Source organism: Agrobacterium sp. H141 (assembly GCF_057158725.1).
In genome coordinates this window covers 1,140,854-1,158,158 of record NZ_CM169893.1, presented here as the reverse complement: position 1 = coordinate 1,158,158, position 17,305 = coordinate 1,140,854, and the positions used below count along the sequence as shown (strand labels likewise).

Below are 17,305 nucleotides of genomic sequence, written 5' to 3'. Positions count from 1 at the left end.
TGACCTGATTGCCGTATCGTGAGCTCGCACCAAACCTGCCTCCATGAGGGAGGCGCAAACCGCCTAGCACACGGGACCAAATGCAAATGACCAGACGCCGCACCGGACTCATTCCGACCATCGTCTTCTCGACGTTCGCGCTTCTCGCTCCAATGGAGGCAAGGGCTGACGCCGGATTTGTCAAATGGATCAACGGGTTCTATGCCACGGCCGCCAAGAGCGGCATTTCCAAGAGCACATATCAGAAAGTGTTTGCGGGGGTCACCGAACCTGATCCAACTGTCCTTGAGAAGGCCCGTTATCAGCCCGAATTCAAGTCCAATATCTGGGACTATGTCGATTCGCGGGTAAACCCCTTCACCGTTCAGACCGGCCGCGAGATGGCGCAAAAGCATGCGCGCACGCTGACCGCTCTCGAAAATTACTTTGGCATCGACCGCACAATCCTGCTGGCCATCTGGTCGATGGAGTCAAACTACGGTGCCGTCCTGGAAAAGGAAGACCGACTGCACAATGTGCCCCGCGCACTGGCAACCCTCGCCTATGCCGACAAGCGCCGGGCAAAATATGCCCGCACACAGTTGGTCTCAGCGCTGAAGATCGTCCAGAACGGCGACGTATCGGCAAGTGGCCTGCTGGGCTCCTGGGCCGGCGCCATGGGGCACACCCAGTTCATCCCGTCGAGCTATCTGCTCTATGCGATCGATGCGGACGGCAATGGCCACAAGGATATCTGGAACTCCATTCCAGACGCACTTGCAACCTCCGCCAACCTGCTGAAGAAGAACGGATGGCAGACCGGCAAGACCTGGGGCTATGAGGCTGTGGTTCCCTCCGGCGGCAATAAATATAGCGGCCAGACCAAGACCTTGGGCGAATGGGCAAAGCTCGGTTTTGCACGCCCGAACGGCAAGGGCTTTCCACGCCCCGGCGACAGGGCAGAGCTGAAAATGCTGGCTGGAGCGGACGGACCGGGCTTCCTGATGACCCGTAATTTCTTTGTCATCAAGCGCTATAATGCAGCCGACAGCTACGCGCTGGCCGTCGGCCTGTTGGCGGACGAAATTGCCGGCTATGGCGGCATGCACCAGTCTTGGCCGCGCCCGCATAACAGTCTCGATGTTCGCGAAAAATTCGAACTGCAATCGCGCATGAAGGCGCTCGGCTATTACGACGGCAAGATCGACGGCAATTTCGGCTCAGGCTCCAAGGCCGCGATCCAGGCAATCCAGCAACGGCTGGGGATGGAAGTGAACGGCGAACCGTCGAAGCATCTTCTCAACGCCCTGCGCAATTGACAAAGGACATCACCGGCTTCAGAAAAGTCGGTGATGCCAGCCCTTTGGGGCTGACACGGTTTCGAACCGGGCAATGAAGACTATGAAATTTGGTGCCGTCACATGGATGAAGGCGATGGCCGTTCTGGCCGTCGCATTACTGGTTGTGGAAACGACAGCGCCAGCCTTTGCGCAACAGCGCGAGCGCACGACCCTGCTTGAGCTTCTTTTCGGCAGACGCCAGGCACCGCAGATAAGGGAAGCGCCTCCACAACCGGTTCGCAAGAGCACGCCCAAAGTCAGAGCCAGGAAGACGACGAAAAGCGTGACCTCCATCAGGACGGTACCGAAGGCTCCACCTGCGGTCGAGAAGGTGGAAAACGCCCGTAAAATTCTGGTGGTGGGCGACTTCTTTGCCGGCGCCCTTGCAGATGGTCTGAAGGAAGCCTTTGCCGTGTCCCCTGGCGTCGTCATCGTCGAAAGCAGCAAAGGGTCTTCCGGACTCGTTCGCCAGGACTACTATGACTGGCCTTCTGCTCTGCCTGCATTGATCGACGACCAGAAACCGGCACTCGTGGTTGTCGCAATCGGCGCCAATGACCGCCAGACCATCACCACCGCTTCGAGCGAGATACCATTTCGCACCGATGCCTGGCTGAACAGCTACGAACAACGTGTCGCAGAATTGTCCGCGATCGTGACCAAGCGGAATGTTCCCCTGATGTGGGTTGGCCTTCCCAGCTTCAGTTCCTCCAAGATGACCGCCGATGCCATCACATTGAACAGCATTTATCGGAACACCGTCACAAAGGTCGGTGGCGAATTCATCGATATCTGGGACGGCTTTGTCGACGTTGAGGGGCGCTTCATCGTCACCGGGTCGGACATCAAGGGCCAGCAGGTGCGCCTGCGTGGCCCGGACGGGATCGGCATGACACCCGCCGGCAAGCGCAAGATGGCATTTTATGCAGAAAAGCCGCTGCGCCGACTGCTGGGCGACATGGCAAGCCCCGACCTCTTGCGCCTGGATGAAAGCAACCTGCCAAGCCTTGTCGAATTACCGCCCTCCGAGATGCAGAACCTGGTGCATACCCGGCCGATTGATCTGTCCGATCCCGATCTGGACGGCAGCACCGAACTGTTGGGGCTCAGCAGCCTGTCGTCCTCACCCATCCCGACCCCGCGTGATCTGCTTGTCGAAAAAGGTGAAATGTCGCCGGCCCCCACTGGCCGCGTCGATGACTACCGACTGGCAAAAACAGTCGATGCCAAGAAAAACGGGGAGCCCTGAGGCTCCCCGTCGCATTATTCATTCCATCAACTTCGAAGTTCATCGCGGAAGTTCGGTCGCGCCCATAAGAGCTTCGTCGATTGCGCGCGCCGCCTGGCGGCCTTCGCGGATAGCCCAGACAACCAGCGACTGGCCACGGCGCACATCGCCAGCGGCCCAAAGCTTGTCGACCGACGTCTTGTAGTCCTTGTCATTGGCAATGACATTCGTCGAGCCACGACGGTCGGTATTGAGAGACAGGTTTTCGCCCATATCCTTCAGCACGCTGTTTTCGAATGGACCGCGGAATCCGATGGCGATGAATGCGAGATCGGCCTTGATGATGAATTCGGAGCCTGCAATCGGATGGCGTTTTTCATCCACCTGGCAGCATTTCACACCGGTCAGAACACCGTCTTCACCGACAAATTCGAGCGTGCCAACCTGAAACTCTCGGTTAGCGCCCTCGGCCTGGCTGGACGAGGTGCGCATCTTCGTTGCCCAGAACGGCCAGACAGCAAGCTTGTCTTCCACTTCAGGCGGACGGGGACGGATGTCGAGCTGCGTCACTTTGACAGCCCCCTGGCGGAAGGCCGTGCCGACGCAGTCCGACGCCGTATCGCCACCGCCGACGACCACGATATGTTTGCCACCGGCAAGGATCGGATCCGACGGCCAGCCGACGCTGTCGATGTTTTCGCGGCCAACGCGACGGTTCTGCTGAACGAGATAAGGCATCGCATCGTGAACGCCGTGGAAATCCGTACCCGGAATGCCAGCCTCTCGCGGCGTTTCCGACCCACCGCAATAGAGAACGGCATCATGATCGGCCAGCATCTTTTCCATCGAGATGTCGACACCGACATTGACCCCGTAATGGAACGTCACGCCCTCGCCACGCATCTGTTCGACACGGCGGTCGATGAAGTTTTTCTCCATCTTGAAATCGGGAATACCGTAACGCAAAAGACCGCCAGCCTTGGATTCACGCTCGTAAAGATGAACGGCATGACCAGCACGGCCAAGCTGCTGAGCAGCCGCCATGCCAGATGGACCCGAACCGATGATGGCAATCTTCTTGCCGGTGTGGACGGTTGCCGGCTGCGGCACGATGAAGCCGAGCTCATAAGCCTTGTCGGCAATGGCCTGCTCGACCGTCTTGATCGCCACCGGCGTGTCTTCGAGGTTCAGCGTGCAGGCTTCTTCGCAAGGTGCCGGGCAGACACGACCCGTAAATTCGGGAAAGTTGTTGGTGGAATGCAGGTTGCGGATCGCCTCGGCCCAGTTGCCGTTATAAACCAGGTCATTCCAGTCGGGGATCTGGTTGTGAACCGGACAGCCGGTCGGACCATGGCAATAGGGAATACCGCAGTCCATGCAGCGCGCTGCCTGCTTCTGCACTTCGGGATCCGACATCGGAATGGTGAATTCACGGAAATGACGGATGCGGTCGGACGCAGGCTGGTACTTACCCACCTGCCGGTCGATTTCCATGAAGCCTGTTACCTTACCCATTTTCTCAGTCCTTGCTTCAAAGCGGTGGCCAACTCGGGCCCCAGTACCAGTAGGCAAAGCCAATTGCCGCCCCTAGCACAATGAATTCAAATTCAATCCTGCCGTTCACCAGACCGGCAATCGCCGCAATGGCGATTGCCAGGATCAAAGAAACGATCCGGTGAAGGATCAGGCTGCCTCACTCAGCCGCGACACCCATGCGCATGCGTTCCATCTCTTCAAGCGCACGACGGTACTCGACCGGCATGACCTTGCGGAACTTCGCACGATACGCGGCCCAATTGTCCAGAATGTCCTTGGCCCGCGCCGAGTCCGTGTAGTGGTAGTGGTTGGCGATGAGTTGGTAGAGACGCTCCTCGTCATGCCGTGTCATGTCTTCAGACACATCCACACGGCCCTTATGCATGAGGTCTCCGCCATGGTGATGGAGCTTCTCAAGCATGTCGTCCTCTTCCGGAACCGGCTCGAGTTCGACCATGGCCATGTTGCAGCGGCTGGCGAAATCACCCTCCTCGTCGAGAACGTAAGCCACGCCGCCGGACATGCCGGCTGCGAAGTTACGGCCGGTCTGACCGAGCACGACGACGACACCGCCGGTCATGTATTCGCAGCCATGGTCACCCACGCCTTCGACAACAGCGATGGCACCGGAATTGCGCACGGCAAACCGTTCACCGGCAACGCCGCGGAAGTAGCATTCGCCCTCGATCGCGCCGTAAAGAACAGTATTGCCGACGATGATCGAATTCTCGGCAACGATCTTGGTGTTCTCAGGCGGACGGACGATGATGCGGCCACCGGACAATCCCTTGCCGACATAGTCATTGCCATCGCCGACGAGATCGAATGTGATGCCGTGTGCCAGGAATGCACCGAAGGACTGACCAGCCGTGCCGTTCAGCGTCACATGGATCGTGTCGTCCTTTAGCCCCTTGTGGCCGTAGCGCTTGGCCAGTTCACCCGACAACATGGCGCCGGCGGACCGGTCCACATTCTTGATGTCGACATCGAAGACGACAGGCTGCTTGCTTTCCAGCGACGGCATCGCCTTCTCGATCAACTTGCGGTCGAGGATATCGTCGATCGGATGCTTCTGACGCATGGTCCAGAAGGTGTCGTTCTTCGATGCATCGACCTTGTGGAAGATCCGCGTGAAATCGAGGCCCTTGGCTTTCCAATGCGCCAGCATCTCATCCTTTTCAAGCATCTCGGACTGACCGATGATGTCATCGAGCTTGGAGACACCGAGAGCCGCCAGCATCTCACGCACTTCTTCGGCGACGAAGAAGAAGTAATTGACGACATGCTCGGGCGCACCCTTGAAGCGCTTGCGCAGGACCGGATCCTGGGTGGCGACGCCAACAGGACAGGTGTTGAGATGGCACTTGCGCATCATGATGCAGCCGGCGGCAATCAGCGGTGCCGTGGCAAAGCCGAACTCGTCGGCACCGAGCAGCGCGCCGACGATCACGTCGCGACCGGTTTTCAGACCGCCATCGACTTGAAGTGCGATGCGCGAACGAAGTCCGTTCAAGACAAGCGTCTGCTGGGTTTCGGCAAGGCCGATTTCCCACGGGCTGCCGGCATGCTTGAGCGAGGTCAACGGCGAAGCGCCGGTACCGCCATCAAAGCCGGAAATGGTGATGTGGTCGGCACGCGCCTTGGCAACACCGGCCGCAACCGTTCCGACGCCCACTTCTGAGACCAGCTTGACCGAAACATCGGCCTCCGGATTGACATTCTTCAGGTCGAAGATCAGCTGCGCCAGATCCTCGATCGAATAGATGTCGTGATGCGGAGGAGGCGAAATCAGGCCTACACCCGGGGTCGAGTGACGGGTCTTTGCAATCGTCGCATCCACCTTGTGGCCCGGAAGCTGTCCGCCCTCGCCGGGCTTTGCACCCTGCGCCACCTTGATCTGCAGCATGTCGGCGTTGACCAGATATTCGGTCGTCACGCCAAAGCGGCCAGACGCAATCTGCTTGATTGCCGATCGCTCAGGGTTTGCCGAACCGTCAAGTAGCGGCAGATAACGGTCGGCTTCTTCACCGCCCTCACCCGTGTTCGACTTCCCGCCGATCCGGTTCATGGCAATGGCCAATGTCGTATGCGCCTCGCGGCTGATTGAGCCGAAGGACATGGCACCGGTCGAGAAACGCTTGACGATATCGACTGCAGGTTCGACCTCATCGATCGAGATGGGCTTGCGGCCCAGCTCTTCAGCCGACTTGATCTTGAACAGACCGCGAATGGTGTTCATCCGCAGATTGCTGTCATTGACCATTTCGGAGAACTCGCCGTAGCGGTCCTGGCTGTTGCCGCGCACGGCATGCTGCAGGGCTGCAATCGAATCCGGGCTCCAGGCGTGGTTTTCACCGCGCATCCGGTAGGCATATTCGCCGCCGACTTCCAGCGTTGTGGCCAGAACCGGATCCTTGCCGAAGGCCGACTGGTGGCGCGAAACTGTTTCCTCGGAAATTTCGGCAAGGCCAATGCCCTCGATCGTGGTGGCAGTGCCGAAGAAATATTTGCCAACGAGCTCAGACGACAGACCGACTGCGTCGAAGATCTGCGCACCGCAATAGGACTGGTAGGTCGAGATACCCATCTTGGACATGACCTTCAGGATGCCCTTCCCCACGGCCTTGATGTAGCGATAGACCACTTCCTCGGAATCGACCTCCTTTGGAAACTCGCCATGCTTGTGCATATCGAGCAGTGTGTCAAAGGCAAGATAGGGGTTGATCGCCTCGGCACCATAGCCTGCCAGACAGCAGAAGTGGTGCACCTCACGCGGCTCACCCGACTCCACGACGATGCCGACAGAAGTGCGAAGCCCCTTGCGGATCAGATGGTGATGAACGGCAGCAGTCGCCAGAAGCGCCGGGATCGCAATACGATCCGGACCAACCTGACGGTCAGACAAGACGATGATGTTGTAACCGCCACGAACGGCAGCTTCAGCCCGCTCGCAAAGCCGCTCCAGCATATCCGGCATGCCTTCGGCGCCACGCTCCACATCATAGGTGAAGTCGAGTGTCTTGGTGTCGAACCGGTCTTCGGTATGGCCGATAGAACGGATCTTCTCCAGATCGCCATTGGTGAGGATCGGCTGGCGCACTTCCAGACGCTTGGCGTTTGCAGCGCCCTCATGGTCGAGAAGGTTCGGCCGCGGACCGATGAACGAGACAAGGCTCATCACCAGCTCCTCGCGGATCGGGTCGATCGGCGGATTGGTCACCTGGGCGAAGTTCTGCTTGAAATAGGTATAAAGCAGCTTCGATTTCATCGACATCGCCGAGATCGGCGTATCGGTGCCCATCGAGCCAATTGCTTCCTGACCGGTTGTCGCCATTGGCGACATCAGGATCTTGGTGTCTTCGGTGGTATAACCGAATGCTTGCTGACGATCGAGCAGCGACACGTCACGACGAAGCGCACGCGGTTCAACCGGCTTCAGATCTTCAAGGATCAGCTGGGTCCGGTCGAGCCATTCGCGGTACGGGTGGCTCTTGGCAAGATCCGACTTCACTTCCTCGTCGGAAATGATACGCCCTTTTTCCATGTCGAGGAGCAACATCTTGCCAGGCTGAAGGCGCCATTTCTTCACGATCAGCTCTTCCGGCACCGGCAGCGTTCCCGCTTCCGAAGCCAGAATGATGCGGTCATCGCTGGTGACGATGTAACGTGCAGGACGCAGGCCATTGCGGTCAAGCGTTGCACCGATCTGGCGACCATCGGTAAAGCAAACGGCAGCCGGCCCGTCCCAGGGCTCCATCAGAGCGGCGTGATATTCGTAGAAGGCCTTCCGGTCCGGGCTCATGGACTGGTTGCCCGCCCAGGCTTCCGGGATCAGCATCATCACGGCATGCGCCATCGAATAACCGCCACGCATCAGGAATTCGAGCGCATTGTCAAAACAGGCCGTGTCCGATTGACCTTCATAGGAGATCGGCCAGAGCTTGGAGATATCCTCACCGAACAGTGGCGAAGAGACCGACGCCTGACGCGCCGCCATCCAGTTGACGTTGCCGCGCAGCGTGTTGATTTCGCCGTTATGGGCGACCATGCGGTACGGATGCGCAAGCTTCCAGGACGGGAACGTGTTGGTGGAAAAGCGCTGATGCACAAGGGCGACAGCGGATTCAAAGCGCGGGTCAGACAGATCCTTGTAGTAAGCACCGACCTGATAGGCGAGGAACATGCCCTTGTAGACAATGGTCGAGGCCGACAGCGATACCGGATAGAAAGCATGACTTTCCTTGCCACCACCTTCATCATAGATGCGGTTGGAAATGACCTTGCGAAGCGTAAACAGCTTGCGCTCGAACTGATCCTGCGTCTCGGCATCGCTGCCTGCACCGATAAAGACCTGGATATGGCGTGGCTCGGTCGCGGCAATCTCTGGGGCCTTGGAGAGCGAAGCATTGTCCACCGGAACATCGCGGTAGCCAAGCAGATGCTGACCTTCGGCGTCCACCACTTCGCGGATGACATTCTTGAAGTGATCGACCTGACCGTCATCCTGCGGGAAGAAGAAATGGCCAACGGCATATTTGCCGGACTCTGGCAGGGCCACGCCCTGCAATGCCATTTCCTCGCGGAAGAACCGATCCGGGATCTGCACCAGAATGCCAGCGCCATCGCCCATCAGAGGATCAGCACCAACAGCACCGCGATGGGTGAGGTTTTCGAGAATGAAAAGCCCGTCCTTGATGATCTGATGCGACTTCTCACCCTTCATATGGGCAATGAAGCCGACGCCGCAGGCATCGTGTTCATTGGCCGGATCGTAAAGACCCTGCTTTTCCGGAAAGCCCGCACGGATTGCGCCGCTGGCGGCCTTCGCCGTCACGTCCGCGGCAACCTGTCCTGCGACTGTGGATGCTCTCGTATCGGTCATCAACTTCCCTCCAAAACACCTTGCGGCACCACTCTACGACCCATGAACTCATGCAAGCCGCGCAATGCCAATAAAACAGTCTGGTGTGACGTAAGGACTACGTCTGCAATGGTGACGGAAAACCGGAGCATTTGCCCTCGACTTTGCGCCCTACAACAGACAGTCCTCATACATGCTGGCAGAACTATACCGCGAAACCAGCCAGAAGGAAGGTTTCAGCGATCAGAAAAGCCATCGTCACATCAGAAATTAGGTCAATAAAACTGACCTAATTTGAGAGTTTCTATGCCAGAAACCGATGGCGACTGCAAGAGCATGCTTTAATAAAGTGGAAAGCGCGCGGACAAAGATGTCCGCCAGCCGCTCTTCGCCGATATTTTCTTACGTCAAAAGGCGCAAATGAATTGCTCTTGTTGCTTTGCTGGCAATGGCGGCATGTGACGACGCGGATGACGGTTGATCCGACCGGTGAAATACATAATCTCCGGATAGGATCTATTCCTCCCCCTTCGAACTGGAACCCATACTGTCATGTTTTTCTCCTCCGACAACTGGGCAGGCGCCCATCCCGCTATCGCAGAAAGCCTGTCCAGGGAAGCCGCCGGTTATGCCGCAGCCTATGGCACCAGCGATCTCGACAAGCGTGTCGAGCAAAAATTCTCTGAGATCTTCGAGCGTGATGTCGCTGTTTTCTTTGTCGCAACAGGCACAGCTGCGAATTCCCTGTCGCTGGCAGCGGTGGCAAAGCCGGGCGGCGTAACCTTCTGCCACTCCGAAGCCCATGTTGTCGCAGACGAATGCGGCGCGCCGGATTTCCTCACCGGCACACGCTTTTGTCCGGTCGAGGGACGCAACGGCAAGATCGACGCCGATCAGCTAAAAGCCTCCATTGCCCGCTACCCCTCAAATGCTGTACATCAGGGCCGCGCCATGGCCGTGACCATGACCCAGGCAACGGAATCGGGAACCGTATACAGCCTTGAGGAAATCGAACGCATCAGCGCGATTGCCGGCGAGCATGACCTACCGGTGCATATGGATGGCGCACGCTTTGCCAATGCGCTGGTGGCACTGGATGCCAGCCCCGCCGAAATGACCTGGAAGCGCGGCGTCGACATCCTGTCCTTTGGCGGCACCAAGAACGGCTGCTGGTGTGCGGAAGCGATCATTTTCTTCAAGCCGGACATGGCAGCCGACATGCCCTTCATCCGCAAGCGCTCGGCCCAGCTGTTTTCCAAGACACGCTTCATCTCGGCACAGCTCGACGCCTATTTCGAAAACGGTCTCTGGCTCGATCTCGCCCGCAATGCCAATGCCATGGCTGACCGTCTGCGCGCCGGCTTCACCGCCTCTCCCAATGGTCGTCTGGCTTGGGAAACCACCAGTAACGAGGTCTTCGCGGTTCTCGACAAGACCGCCGCCAAAGATGCCACGGATCGCGGCGCGAGCTTCTACCACTGGCCTGTGCCGCAGGAACTCAAGGGCAAAATCAAGGACCACGAGACAATCATTCGTCTCGTCACGTCCTTTTCGACCACGGCTGAAGAGGTGGATCGCTTTCTGCTCACGTTGGCCTGAGACGGGCGGGTATTAACAAGAGAGACCGAGCACTACGGCGATACAAATACAAAAGCGGCCCTCCGTCAGGAGAGCCGCTCGTTCAGCACCGTAAACGCGATACGGATTAATTCACATGAGCCTCGATGGCCTTGGCGCTATTCACCGGCTCGGCAGCAATCTCGATCCGGCGCGGCTTCATCGCATCGGGGATATTGCGAAGAAGGTCGATATGCAAAAGACCGTTTTTCAGCGAAGCATTCTGGACTTCGACATGATCGGCGAGCTGGAAACGTCGCTCGAAAGCGCGCTTGGCGATGCCGCGATAGAGGAATTCAGTCTGCTCTTCTGAGCCTTCCTCTGCCTTCTCACCCTTGACGGTCAGGACGTGGGCATGCGCTTCGATGCTCAATTCCGATTCATCGAAACCGGCAACGGCCATGGTGATACGGTAGGTCGTTTCACCCGTGCGCTCGATATTATAGGGCGGATAGGTCTGAGCCTGGTCTGGCTGACCGAGACTGTCGAGCATGGTGAAGAGCCGGTCGAAGCCGACTGTGGAACGGTAGAGTGGCGAAAAATCAACGTGACGCATGGTGTCCTCCTGGAAGCGACGGTTTGCGAATGTCAAAACCTCGTTCATCCCTGTGTCGGCGATGGTTCGAGGCGGTTATCGGAGCCTTTTTGGCCTCCGAAAGAATAGATGGGAAATCCCGTTTGCCAGTTCAAGAGGGCAATACACCGCCCGTGCAGGTGGGCTCTGGACCGCACAAAACGGCTTTTTCCTTTGACCTCGAATCGCCTTGCGCTTATCCCGGTTACACCTGCATCACCAATGCCTCCAGCACAGGCGAGCATCATGGACGAGATACTGCACGCCACACCCGGAAACCCCGTACCCGGCAATCATGTCGCCGGCTTCTTCGACGGCTATCGCGGTGTGAAACTGCGCTATGCGATCTTCCGCTCCGAAGAACATATGTCCATGGGCACCGTCGTGCTGATTCAGGGCCGCAATGAATCCATCGAGAAATACTACGAGACGATCAAGGATCTGACGGCAAGGGGCCTATGGGTCGCGACTTTCGATCTGCGCGGACAGGGCGGATCTGAACGCCTGCTGAAGAACCCGCGAACTGGCCACGTCAGGCGCTTCTCGCATTACGTCCGCGACCTTGAGATCTTTCTGGAGCAGGTCGTGCTTCCAGACACACGCCTGCCCTTCTTCATGCTCGCCCATTCCACCGGTGGCCTGATCGCGCTGTCCGCTGCGCCTCGCCTCGTCAACCGGATTGATCGCATGGTGCTGTGCGCACCCTTTGTCGGACTGGCAAAACAATCCATTTCCAACAGCAAGGTCTATTGGCTGACCATGCTGATGAGTCTTTTCGGTTTTGGCGCACGTCCCATGACGAAGGATGGACCGTTGGAGGAGTTTGCCACCAATGCGCTGACATCCGACGTCGCGCGTTTCACGCGCAATCAGCAAATCGAAGAGACACGACCCGAACTGGCAATCGGTCCGCCGTCAGCCCGCTGGCTGTACGAGTGCATGAAGGCCATGTACCGGGTCAACATGCCAGCACATCTCTACTCAATCACAGTGCCGACGGTTATGATTGCGCCGACACGAGAGGAAGTCGTGTCCTACGAGGCAGAAGAGCGGATGTCGCAGTATTTTCGCGCCGCGCAGTTTGTGCCCGTCGCCGGCTCGCGCCACGAGATCCTGCAGGAGAGCGATTACTACAGGGGACAGGCCTTGGCGGCCATTGCCGCCTTCATTCCCGGCAGCGAGGCCGAGGAGCAAGCAAAACAGGCACTGGAACCGTCAGCGCCCTGACATGATCGCCAGCGCCTCGGCATGGACCTTTGCCGATCCGGCAGCAATGATGGTGCCCGCCTCCTCCGGTCGTCCGCCATCCCAGGTCGTGACGATGCCACCGGCCTGTTCGATGATCGGGATGAGTGCACCGACATCATAGGGCTTCAAGCCACTCTCGATCACCAGATCGATATGGCCACTGGCAAGCAAAGCATAGGCATAGCAATCGATACCATAGCGGAACAGCTGCGAACGACTTTCGATGGTGCGATAGCGTGTCAGCGCATCGCCGGTAAACAGATGCGGAGAGGTGGTGAACAAAGTCGCATTCTCCAGGCTACCGCAATCACGGACCTGAAGCTGATGGTCACCGCCAGGGCCTGAATACCACGAGCGCTCGCCGTCGGCGAAATAGCGCTCGCCTGTAAATGGCTGATCCATCAGCCCCATCACCGAACGACCGGCCGATTGAAAACCGATCAGCGTTCCCCAGACCGGCACACCGGAAATGAAGGCCCGCGTGCCGTCGATGGGATCGATGACCCAGACATGCTCACGATCGATGCCAACATTGCCAAATTCCTCTCCGAGAATGCCGTGCTCGGGAAAGTCCTTCTCGATGATGGCGCGGATGGCTGCCTCTGCGGCCCGATCACCCTCGGTCACCGGATCGAAACCACCCTGCTCCTTGTTGACGACATCGAGTCGCGAGCGAAACCGTGGCAAGGTTTCAGCCTTGGCAGCTTCGGCAAGTCGGTTGAAAAAGTCGCGGTCGGGAAGCATGGCAAATATCCGGAAAGGCTTGAGAAACTGGTTCCGTCTTAGCCGCTTTTACCGGAATTGCAATTCCGGCCCACCGGGGCAAAAACGATGAGTATTTAAGCACTCCGATGGAGTGCTTAAATTTTTGACAAAACATATTGACACTTGTGCAGCGCAACAATAGTCTGAGGTCACAGTTTAACGACTGTAAATACCCTCCTTGGGTGTTTCCTCCCTAGACTTAGCCGCGCCACTGGCGCGGTTTTTTTTGTCCTGAAAATAGAGAGAAACCTATTCGGCGGCGAGCGCGGTCGCTTCACCGAAGCCTTCGACAAAGGCTGCCATCTGCCGCATGAAGCTGGAAATCGCCGAAACGAGCGCAGAAAAATCCGACCGCTTCTCAAGCGTCGCTTCATTGACATAGAGCGCGCGACTGACCTCGATCTGCAAGGCGTGCAGCCCGCGCGACGGACGCCCATAATGCTCGGTGATGAAACCGCCGGCATAAGGCTTGTTGCGGGCGACGTGAAAACCGAGGTCTTCAAGGAAGCTCATGGCCGCCCGCGACAGTTCTGCCGATGCACTGGTTCCGTAGCGATCGCCAATGATGAAGTCGGGCCGGTTACGGCCGCCACTGGCATTGAGATTGCCGGGCATGGAATGACAATCCACCAAAACGCCCAGACCGAAGCGCGTATGCGTCTGCGCAATCAGCTTTCGCAGCCGCGCATGATAGGGCTTGTAGATATCCTCGATCCGCATGATCGCTTCTTCCACAGGAAGTCTGCCGAAATAGATTTCCATGTTTTCAGCGACGATACGCGGAATGGTGCCAAGACCGCCGGCGACCCGGATAGAATGGGAATTGGCATAAGGCGGCAGCGGCCCATCGAACATGCGCGGATCGAGTTCATAGGGCTCACGATTCACGTCGACGAAAGCGCGGGGAAAATGCGCGAGAAGCAGTGGAGCGCCGATCGCCGGCGCTGCCCCGAACAGCTCGTCCACATAGGGATCTTCCGAACGGCGGATCGCATGCTCGTCGAGCCGTGAGTTCTGCAACAGCGACGCAGGATAGCAACGACCGGAATGCGGCGAATTGAAAACGAAGGGAATACGCTGCTCGTCTGGCTCGCGCACTTCGAAGATCCCGCCGTTACACTCCATTTGGTCCATTTTGCCCTGTGAATTTTTACCAAGTCATCAAGTTGATTTGTGCTACATGTTGCCAGTTGGACCAGGGGAAGTCCATACTAGGCACAACGGCTGAAGCCGGTTGCCCACATAGCCTTCACCGGATGTTTACCGGTCAAAGGTTAACGTGGACTGCCGGAGAGATCCGACTTATCCCAGATGATGTGAGTTACGGTCACCCAATGAATCAAAAAATTCTCCTCGCGGAAGACGACAACGATATGCGCCGCTTCCTGGTCAAGGCGCTCGAAAAGGCCGGATACACGGTCTTGTCCTACGACAATGGCGCAAGTGCCTATGACCGCCTTCGCGAGGAACCCTTCTCGCTGCTGCTGACCGATATCGTCATGCCTGAAATGGACGGCATCGAGCTTGCGCGTCGCGCCACCGAACTCGATCCGGACCTCAAGGTCATGTTCATCACCGGTTTTGCAGCCGTCGCGCTCAATGCCGATTCGCAGGCACCCAAGGACGCCAAGGTACTGTCCAAGCCGTTCCACCTGCGCGATCTCGTCGACGAAGTGAACAAGATGCTGGCCGCTTGAGGCCGCAATCCGGCGGCTTTCAAAAACTCTTCACAAAACCGGAAAAAGCCTATTGACGCGGCCTCCGGTTTTGTGGTCTTAAGCCGCTCATTGGATGGGCGTGTAGCTCAGCGGGAGAGCACTACGTTGACATCGTAGGGGTCACAGGTTCAATCCCTGTCACGCCCACCATCCGATCTTCCTGAAGTCTCAGGCGTGTGCAAGGTTGACGATATAATCTGCATTTTCCTCTTCTTACCCGTCCCCTATTCGCCAAAACGAAACGTCGGATGAGCGCGGAGACATCATGCATGGCCCTCGCCTCTGGGCCAGAGGGCCACCAAAATCACGCGCCCGCGCCTCCCCCCTCCGTCTTCAGCAGCGATCCTGAGTTTTCCACAGGCCAATTCACGGTAGTCCCTCGCCAAGACCGGACACGCCGGGTCATTTGGGGAAGCCATATTTTTCAGTAATGCTCCAGAATGACTGGTTTATCCGGATAAGAGAGCGAATGCTCTCGCGAATACGCTCTATTTCCTGATCGTCGAGTTCTTCGATCTTGCCATATTTAATGTCTTCCCGGCTTTCGAAAATACGCATTGACTGGGTCAATCCGCGACCGCTGTCGGGGTCGAACGAATAGATACAATGGTTGTATTTGTTACGAAGTTTTGCCTCTTCTGACAGGCGTTTCGTAGATGCCAGCACATCCGCGCGACACTCCGCCGGCGTCTTTTGCATCTTTGCCAGGCGCTCGACGAGATCGATGCGTGCACGCGGCGTATTCAGCGTCAGAAAAATGACGATCGCCGTCTCCTTGTCCGATTGGGCGAGGCCGGCAATCATATGGATCAACAGACTTTCGGTATTGGTCCAGGTATAGTTCAACTGCCCGATCAGCAGCAGCACATCCTGGAATCTACGCATCGCCGTCCGACAATGGATTGTTACGCGGGCTATGATCGTAGCCGGAACCCGAAGCGCCGCCCTCCCTGTCCCTGTTTTCGAAATAAAGGGCACCAGCCTCGGTTCGATTGTGAACGCCGAGCTTGGTAATGATGTTGTGGATATGGATCTTGACCGTGTGTTCCGACAAACCCAGCGTTGCGGCAATAATCTTGTTCTGGTTGCCCAAGGCAATCTTGGCCAAGATCTCGTTTTCGCGCTTGGTCAACTGGTGCATGACCGCACCTTGCTTTTCTTGCACCAGCTGCGGTTTCGGCCCGTCATATGGACCGTCATTTTCGTTTCGCCAACTGATCCTGTCTTGATTTCGATAGGCGACAAACGGGAAATACGTTCCTCCCCTCAGGATGATACGCAGCATTGAAAGCAAGACATCAAGACTCACGTTCAAAGGCAGCACGCCCTGGACGTGGCTGGTGTCGATGAGATGAAACCGCTCGACGCTGCCGCGTAAATCGCTGTCCGTAACAATCGCAATGGCAGACGAAGGATGCTGGGCAAGCAATTCGTCGGCGCACTCGCTCAGCTCATGGGCATGGATCAAATCGACCAGCACAAGTCGCAGTGGAATATCGAATTCCTCGAAAACCGACCGCATGGTCACACTTTGTGCCACTCTGAGAAAGGGAAATTCTCTCTGAATGGCCGCAGCCATTGCCCCGGAAATAACGTCCGACGGGCCGACATACAGAAGCGTTCGAAGATTCGGCATCGCGTCAAGAGAAGCCGCCAACTCCTCGCCACCGCTTGCGACGTCTGGCGCAAGTTGTTTCATGCAGCATCCCTCCCCGATACAATCCCAGAGTGCACTTATCGAATGCAATCCACGGTCCGTTAGAAAAACGTAAACCAAACAATAAAGATTGGGAATAGTCCGAATGATCTAAAGGACGCGCTCATAGACATGATGGGCGAGATCATTGTTCCAGCACATTTCAAACGAAGCCCTTTTACCGTCGCATACACAACCAAAGGTCTAGATCGTCTACACACAACGAATGATATTCTGACGGTAAACTACTCTCTTTACACCACTTCATTGCCAAGCGGTGGACGGCACGATTTCATCCTCGCTGCCAATGATCGTGCCAGAACAGTCCCCTTCGGATGAGCACCAGCCTGATACATCGAGGCTGAGCCCAACAGTGCCATCGACTGTTTCATTTCGAGCCGACGATCAGACAGCAAGAACTTGACCGTGGTGAGGGCAAGTCATGACGACGGCATTGCCAATCTAGATCGCCGAGCATCAATGCCGCAGCGCACATTACTAGCTCTATTTATCAGCTTATCTCCGGCCCCCAACAAGTAGAGACTCAGATTCGAGGCGCCGACCTTGTTGTTCGCGTTGGGCATGATTCTCTGAAGGACATGGCCCGAACGGAGTTCGATACCTCTCAACCGCATTCATGGGGAACAGTTGGAGGAGCATCAACAATCGCCGGAATGGCGACACGAATAGTGGCCCCATGAGGCAATTCGTCTTTTAACCGCAGACAAATCCGGAATTCGCAT

12 protein-coding genes and 1 tRNA gene are annotated in these 17,305 nt (G+C 57.2%); 6 read left to right on the top strand and 7 right to left on the bottom strand.

The window, feature by feature from the left end; all coding sequences use genetic code 11:
* Nucleotides 1–86: 86 nt before the first annotated feature.
* Together ACWPM9_RS05155 and ACWPM9_RS05150 are read left to right on the top strand one after the other, a co-directional pair.
* A complete protein-coding gene (locus tag ACWPM9_RS05155) occupies nucleotides 87–1,298 on the top strand; it encodes a lytic murein transglycosylase (protein ID WP_484756989.1) in 1,212 nt (403 codons plus the stop codon).
* A 73-nt stretch (nucleotides 1,299–1,371) separates the two neighbouring features.
* A complete protein-coding gene (locus tag ACWPM9_RS05150; RefSeq protein WP_484756988.1) occupies nucleotides 1,372–2,568 on the top strand; it encodes an SGNH/GDSL hydrolase family protein in 1,197 nt (398 codons plus the stop codon).
* A gap of 39 nt (nucleotides 2,569–2,607) precedes the next feature.
* Here ACWPM9_RS05150 and ACWPM9_RS05145 read toward each other — a convergent pair whose 3' ends face one another.
* Nucleotides 2,608–4,062 (bottom strand): glutamate synthase subunit beta, encoded by a 1,455-nt coding sequence (locus ACWPM9_RS05145; protein ID WP_428187879.1) that lies wholly within the window; start codon nucleotides 4,060–4,062, stop codon nucleotides 2,608–2,610.
* 178 nt (nucleotides 4,063–4,240) lie between these two features.
* Complete coding sequence (gene gltB, locus ACWPM9_RS05140; protein ID WP_428187878.1) at nucleotides 4,241–8,965, bottom strand: glutamate synthase large subunit; 4,725 nt, start codon at nucleotides 8,963–8,965, stop codon at nucleotides 4,241–4,243.
* Nucleotides 8,966–9,496: 531 nt separating this feature from the next.
* Here gltB and ACWPM9_RS05135 point away from each other — a divergent pair.
* Nucleotides 9,497–10,543, top strand: a complete 1,047-nt coding sequence (locus ACWPM9_RS05135; protein ID WP_484756987.1) for a threonine aldolase family protein — start codon at nucleotides 9,497–9,499, stop codon at nucleotides 10,541–10,543.
* Between the two features lie 106 nt (nucleotides 10,544–10,649).
* Here ACWPM9_RS05135 and ACWPM9_RS05130 read toward each other — a convergent pair whose 3' ends face one another.
* A complete protein-coding gene (locus ACWPM9_RS05130; protein WP_484756986.1) occupies nucleotides 10,650–11,117 on the bottom strand; it encodes an Hsp20 family protein in 468 nt (155 codons plus the stop codon).
* A gap of 264 nt (nucleotides 11,118–11,381) precedes the next feature.
* Here ACWPM9_RS05130 and ACWPM9_RS05125 point away from each other — a divergent pair, with 264 nt between their 5' ends.
* The gene (locus ACWPM9_RS05125; RefSeq protein WP_484756985.1) at nucleotides 11,382–12,362 is read left to right on the top strand and encodes an alpha/beta fold hydrolase; all 981 of its coding nucleotides are present in this window, start codon (nucleotides 11,382–11,384) and stop codon (nucleotides 12,360–12,362) included.
* On the opposite strand, the gene hisN is transcribed toward ACWPM9_RS05125, so the two are convergent.
* Complete coding sequence (gene hisN / locus ACWPM9_RS05120; protein WP_484756984.1) at nucleotides 12,351–13,127, bottom strand: histidinol-phosphatase; 777 nt, start codon at nucleotides 13,125–13,127, stop codon at nucleotides 12,351–12,353. The two genes, ACWPM9_RS05125 and hisN, sit on opposite strands and share 12 nt — an antisense overlap.
* A gap of 270 nt (nucleotides 13,128–13,397) precedes the next feature.
* Nucleotides 13,398–14,273, bottom strand: a complete 876-nt coding sequence (locus tag ACWPM9_RS05115) for an N-formylglutamate amidohydrolase (RefSeq protein ID WP_484757600.1) — start codon at nucleotides 14,271–14,273, stop codon at nucleotides 13,398–13,400.
* Nucleotides 14,274–14,482: 209 nt separating this feature from the next.
* Here ACWPM9_RS05115 and cpdR1 point away from each other — a divergent pair, with 209 nt between their 5' ends.
* A complete protein-coding gene (cpdR1, locus tag ACWPM9_RS05110) occupies nucleotides 14,483–14,845 on the top strand; it encodes a response regulator CpdR1 (RefSeq protein WP_428187873.1) in 363 nt (120 codons plus the stop codon).
* A 96-nt stretch (nucleotides 14,846–14,941) separates the two neighbouring features.
* Nucleotides 14,942–15,016 (top strand) — tRNA-Val (locus ACWPM9_RS05105).
* A gap of 252 nt (nucleotides 15,017–15,268) precedes the next feature.
* Here the strand turns inward: ACWPM9_RS05105 and ACWPM9_RS05100 are convergent.
* Both ACWPM9_RS05100 and ACWPM9_RS05095 read right to left on the bottom strand, forming a co-directional pair.
* A complete protein-coding gene (locus ACWPM9_RS05100) occupies nucleotides 15,269–15,751 on the bottom strand; it encodes a hypothetical protein (RefSeq protein WP_428187859.1) in 483 nt (160 codons plus the stop codon).
* Nucleotides 15,744–16,565, bottom strand: a complete 822-nt coding sequence (locus tag ACWPM9_RS05095) for a response regulator transcription factor (protein ID WP_428187858.1) — start codon at nucleotides 16,563–16,565, stop codon at nucleotides 15,744–15,746. The genes ACWPM9_RS05100 and ACWPM9_RS05095 overlap by 8 nt, the downstream gene beginning before the upstream one ends.
* Nucleotides 16,566–17,305: the final 740 nt, after the last annotated feature.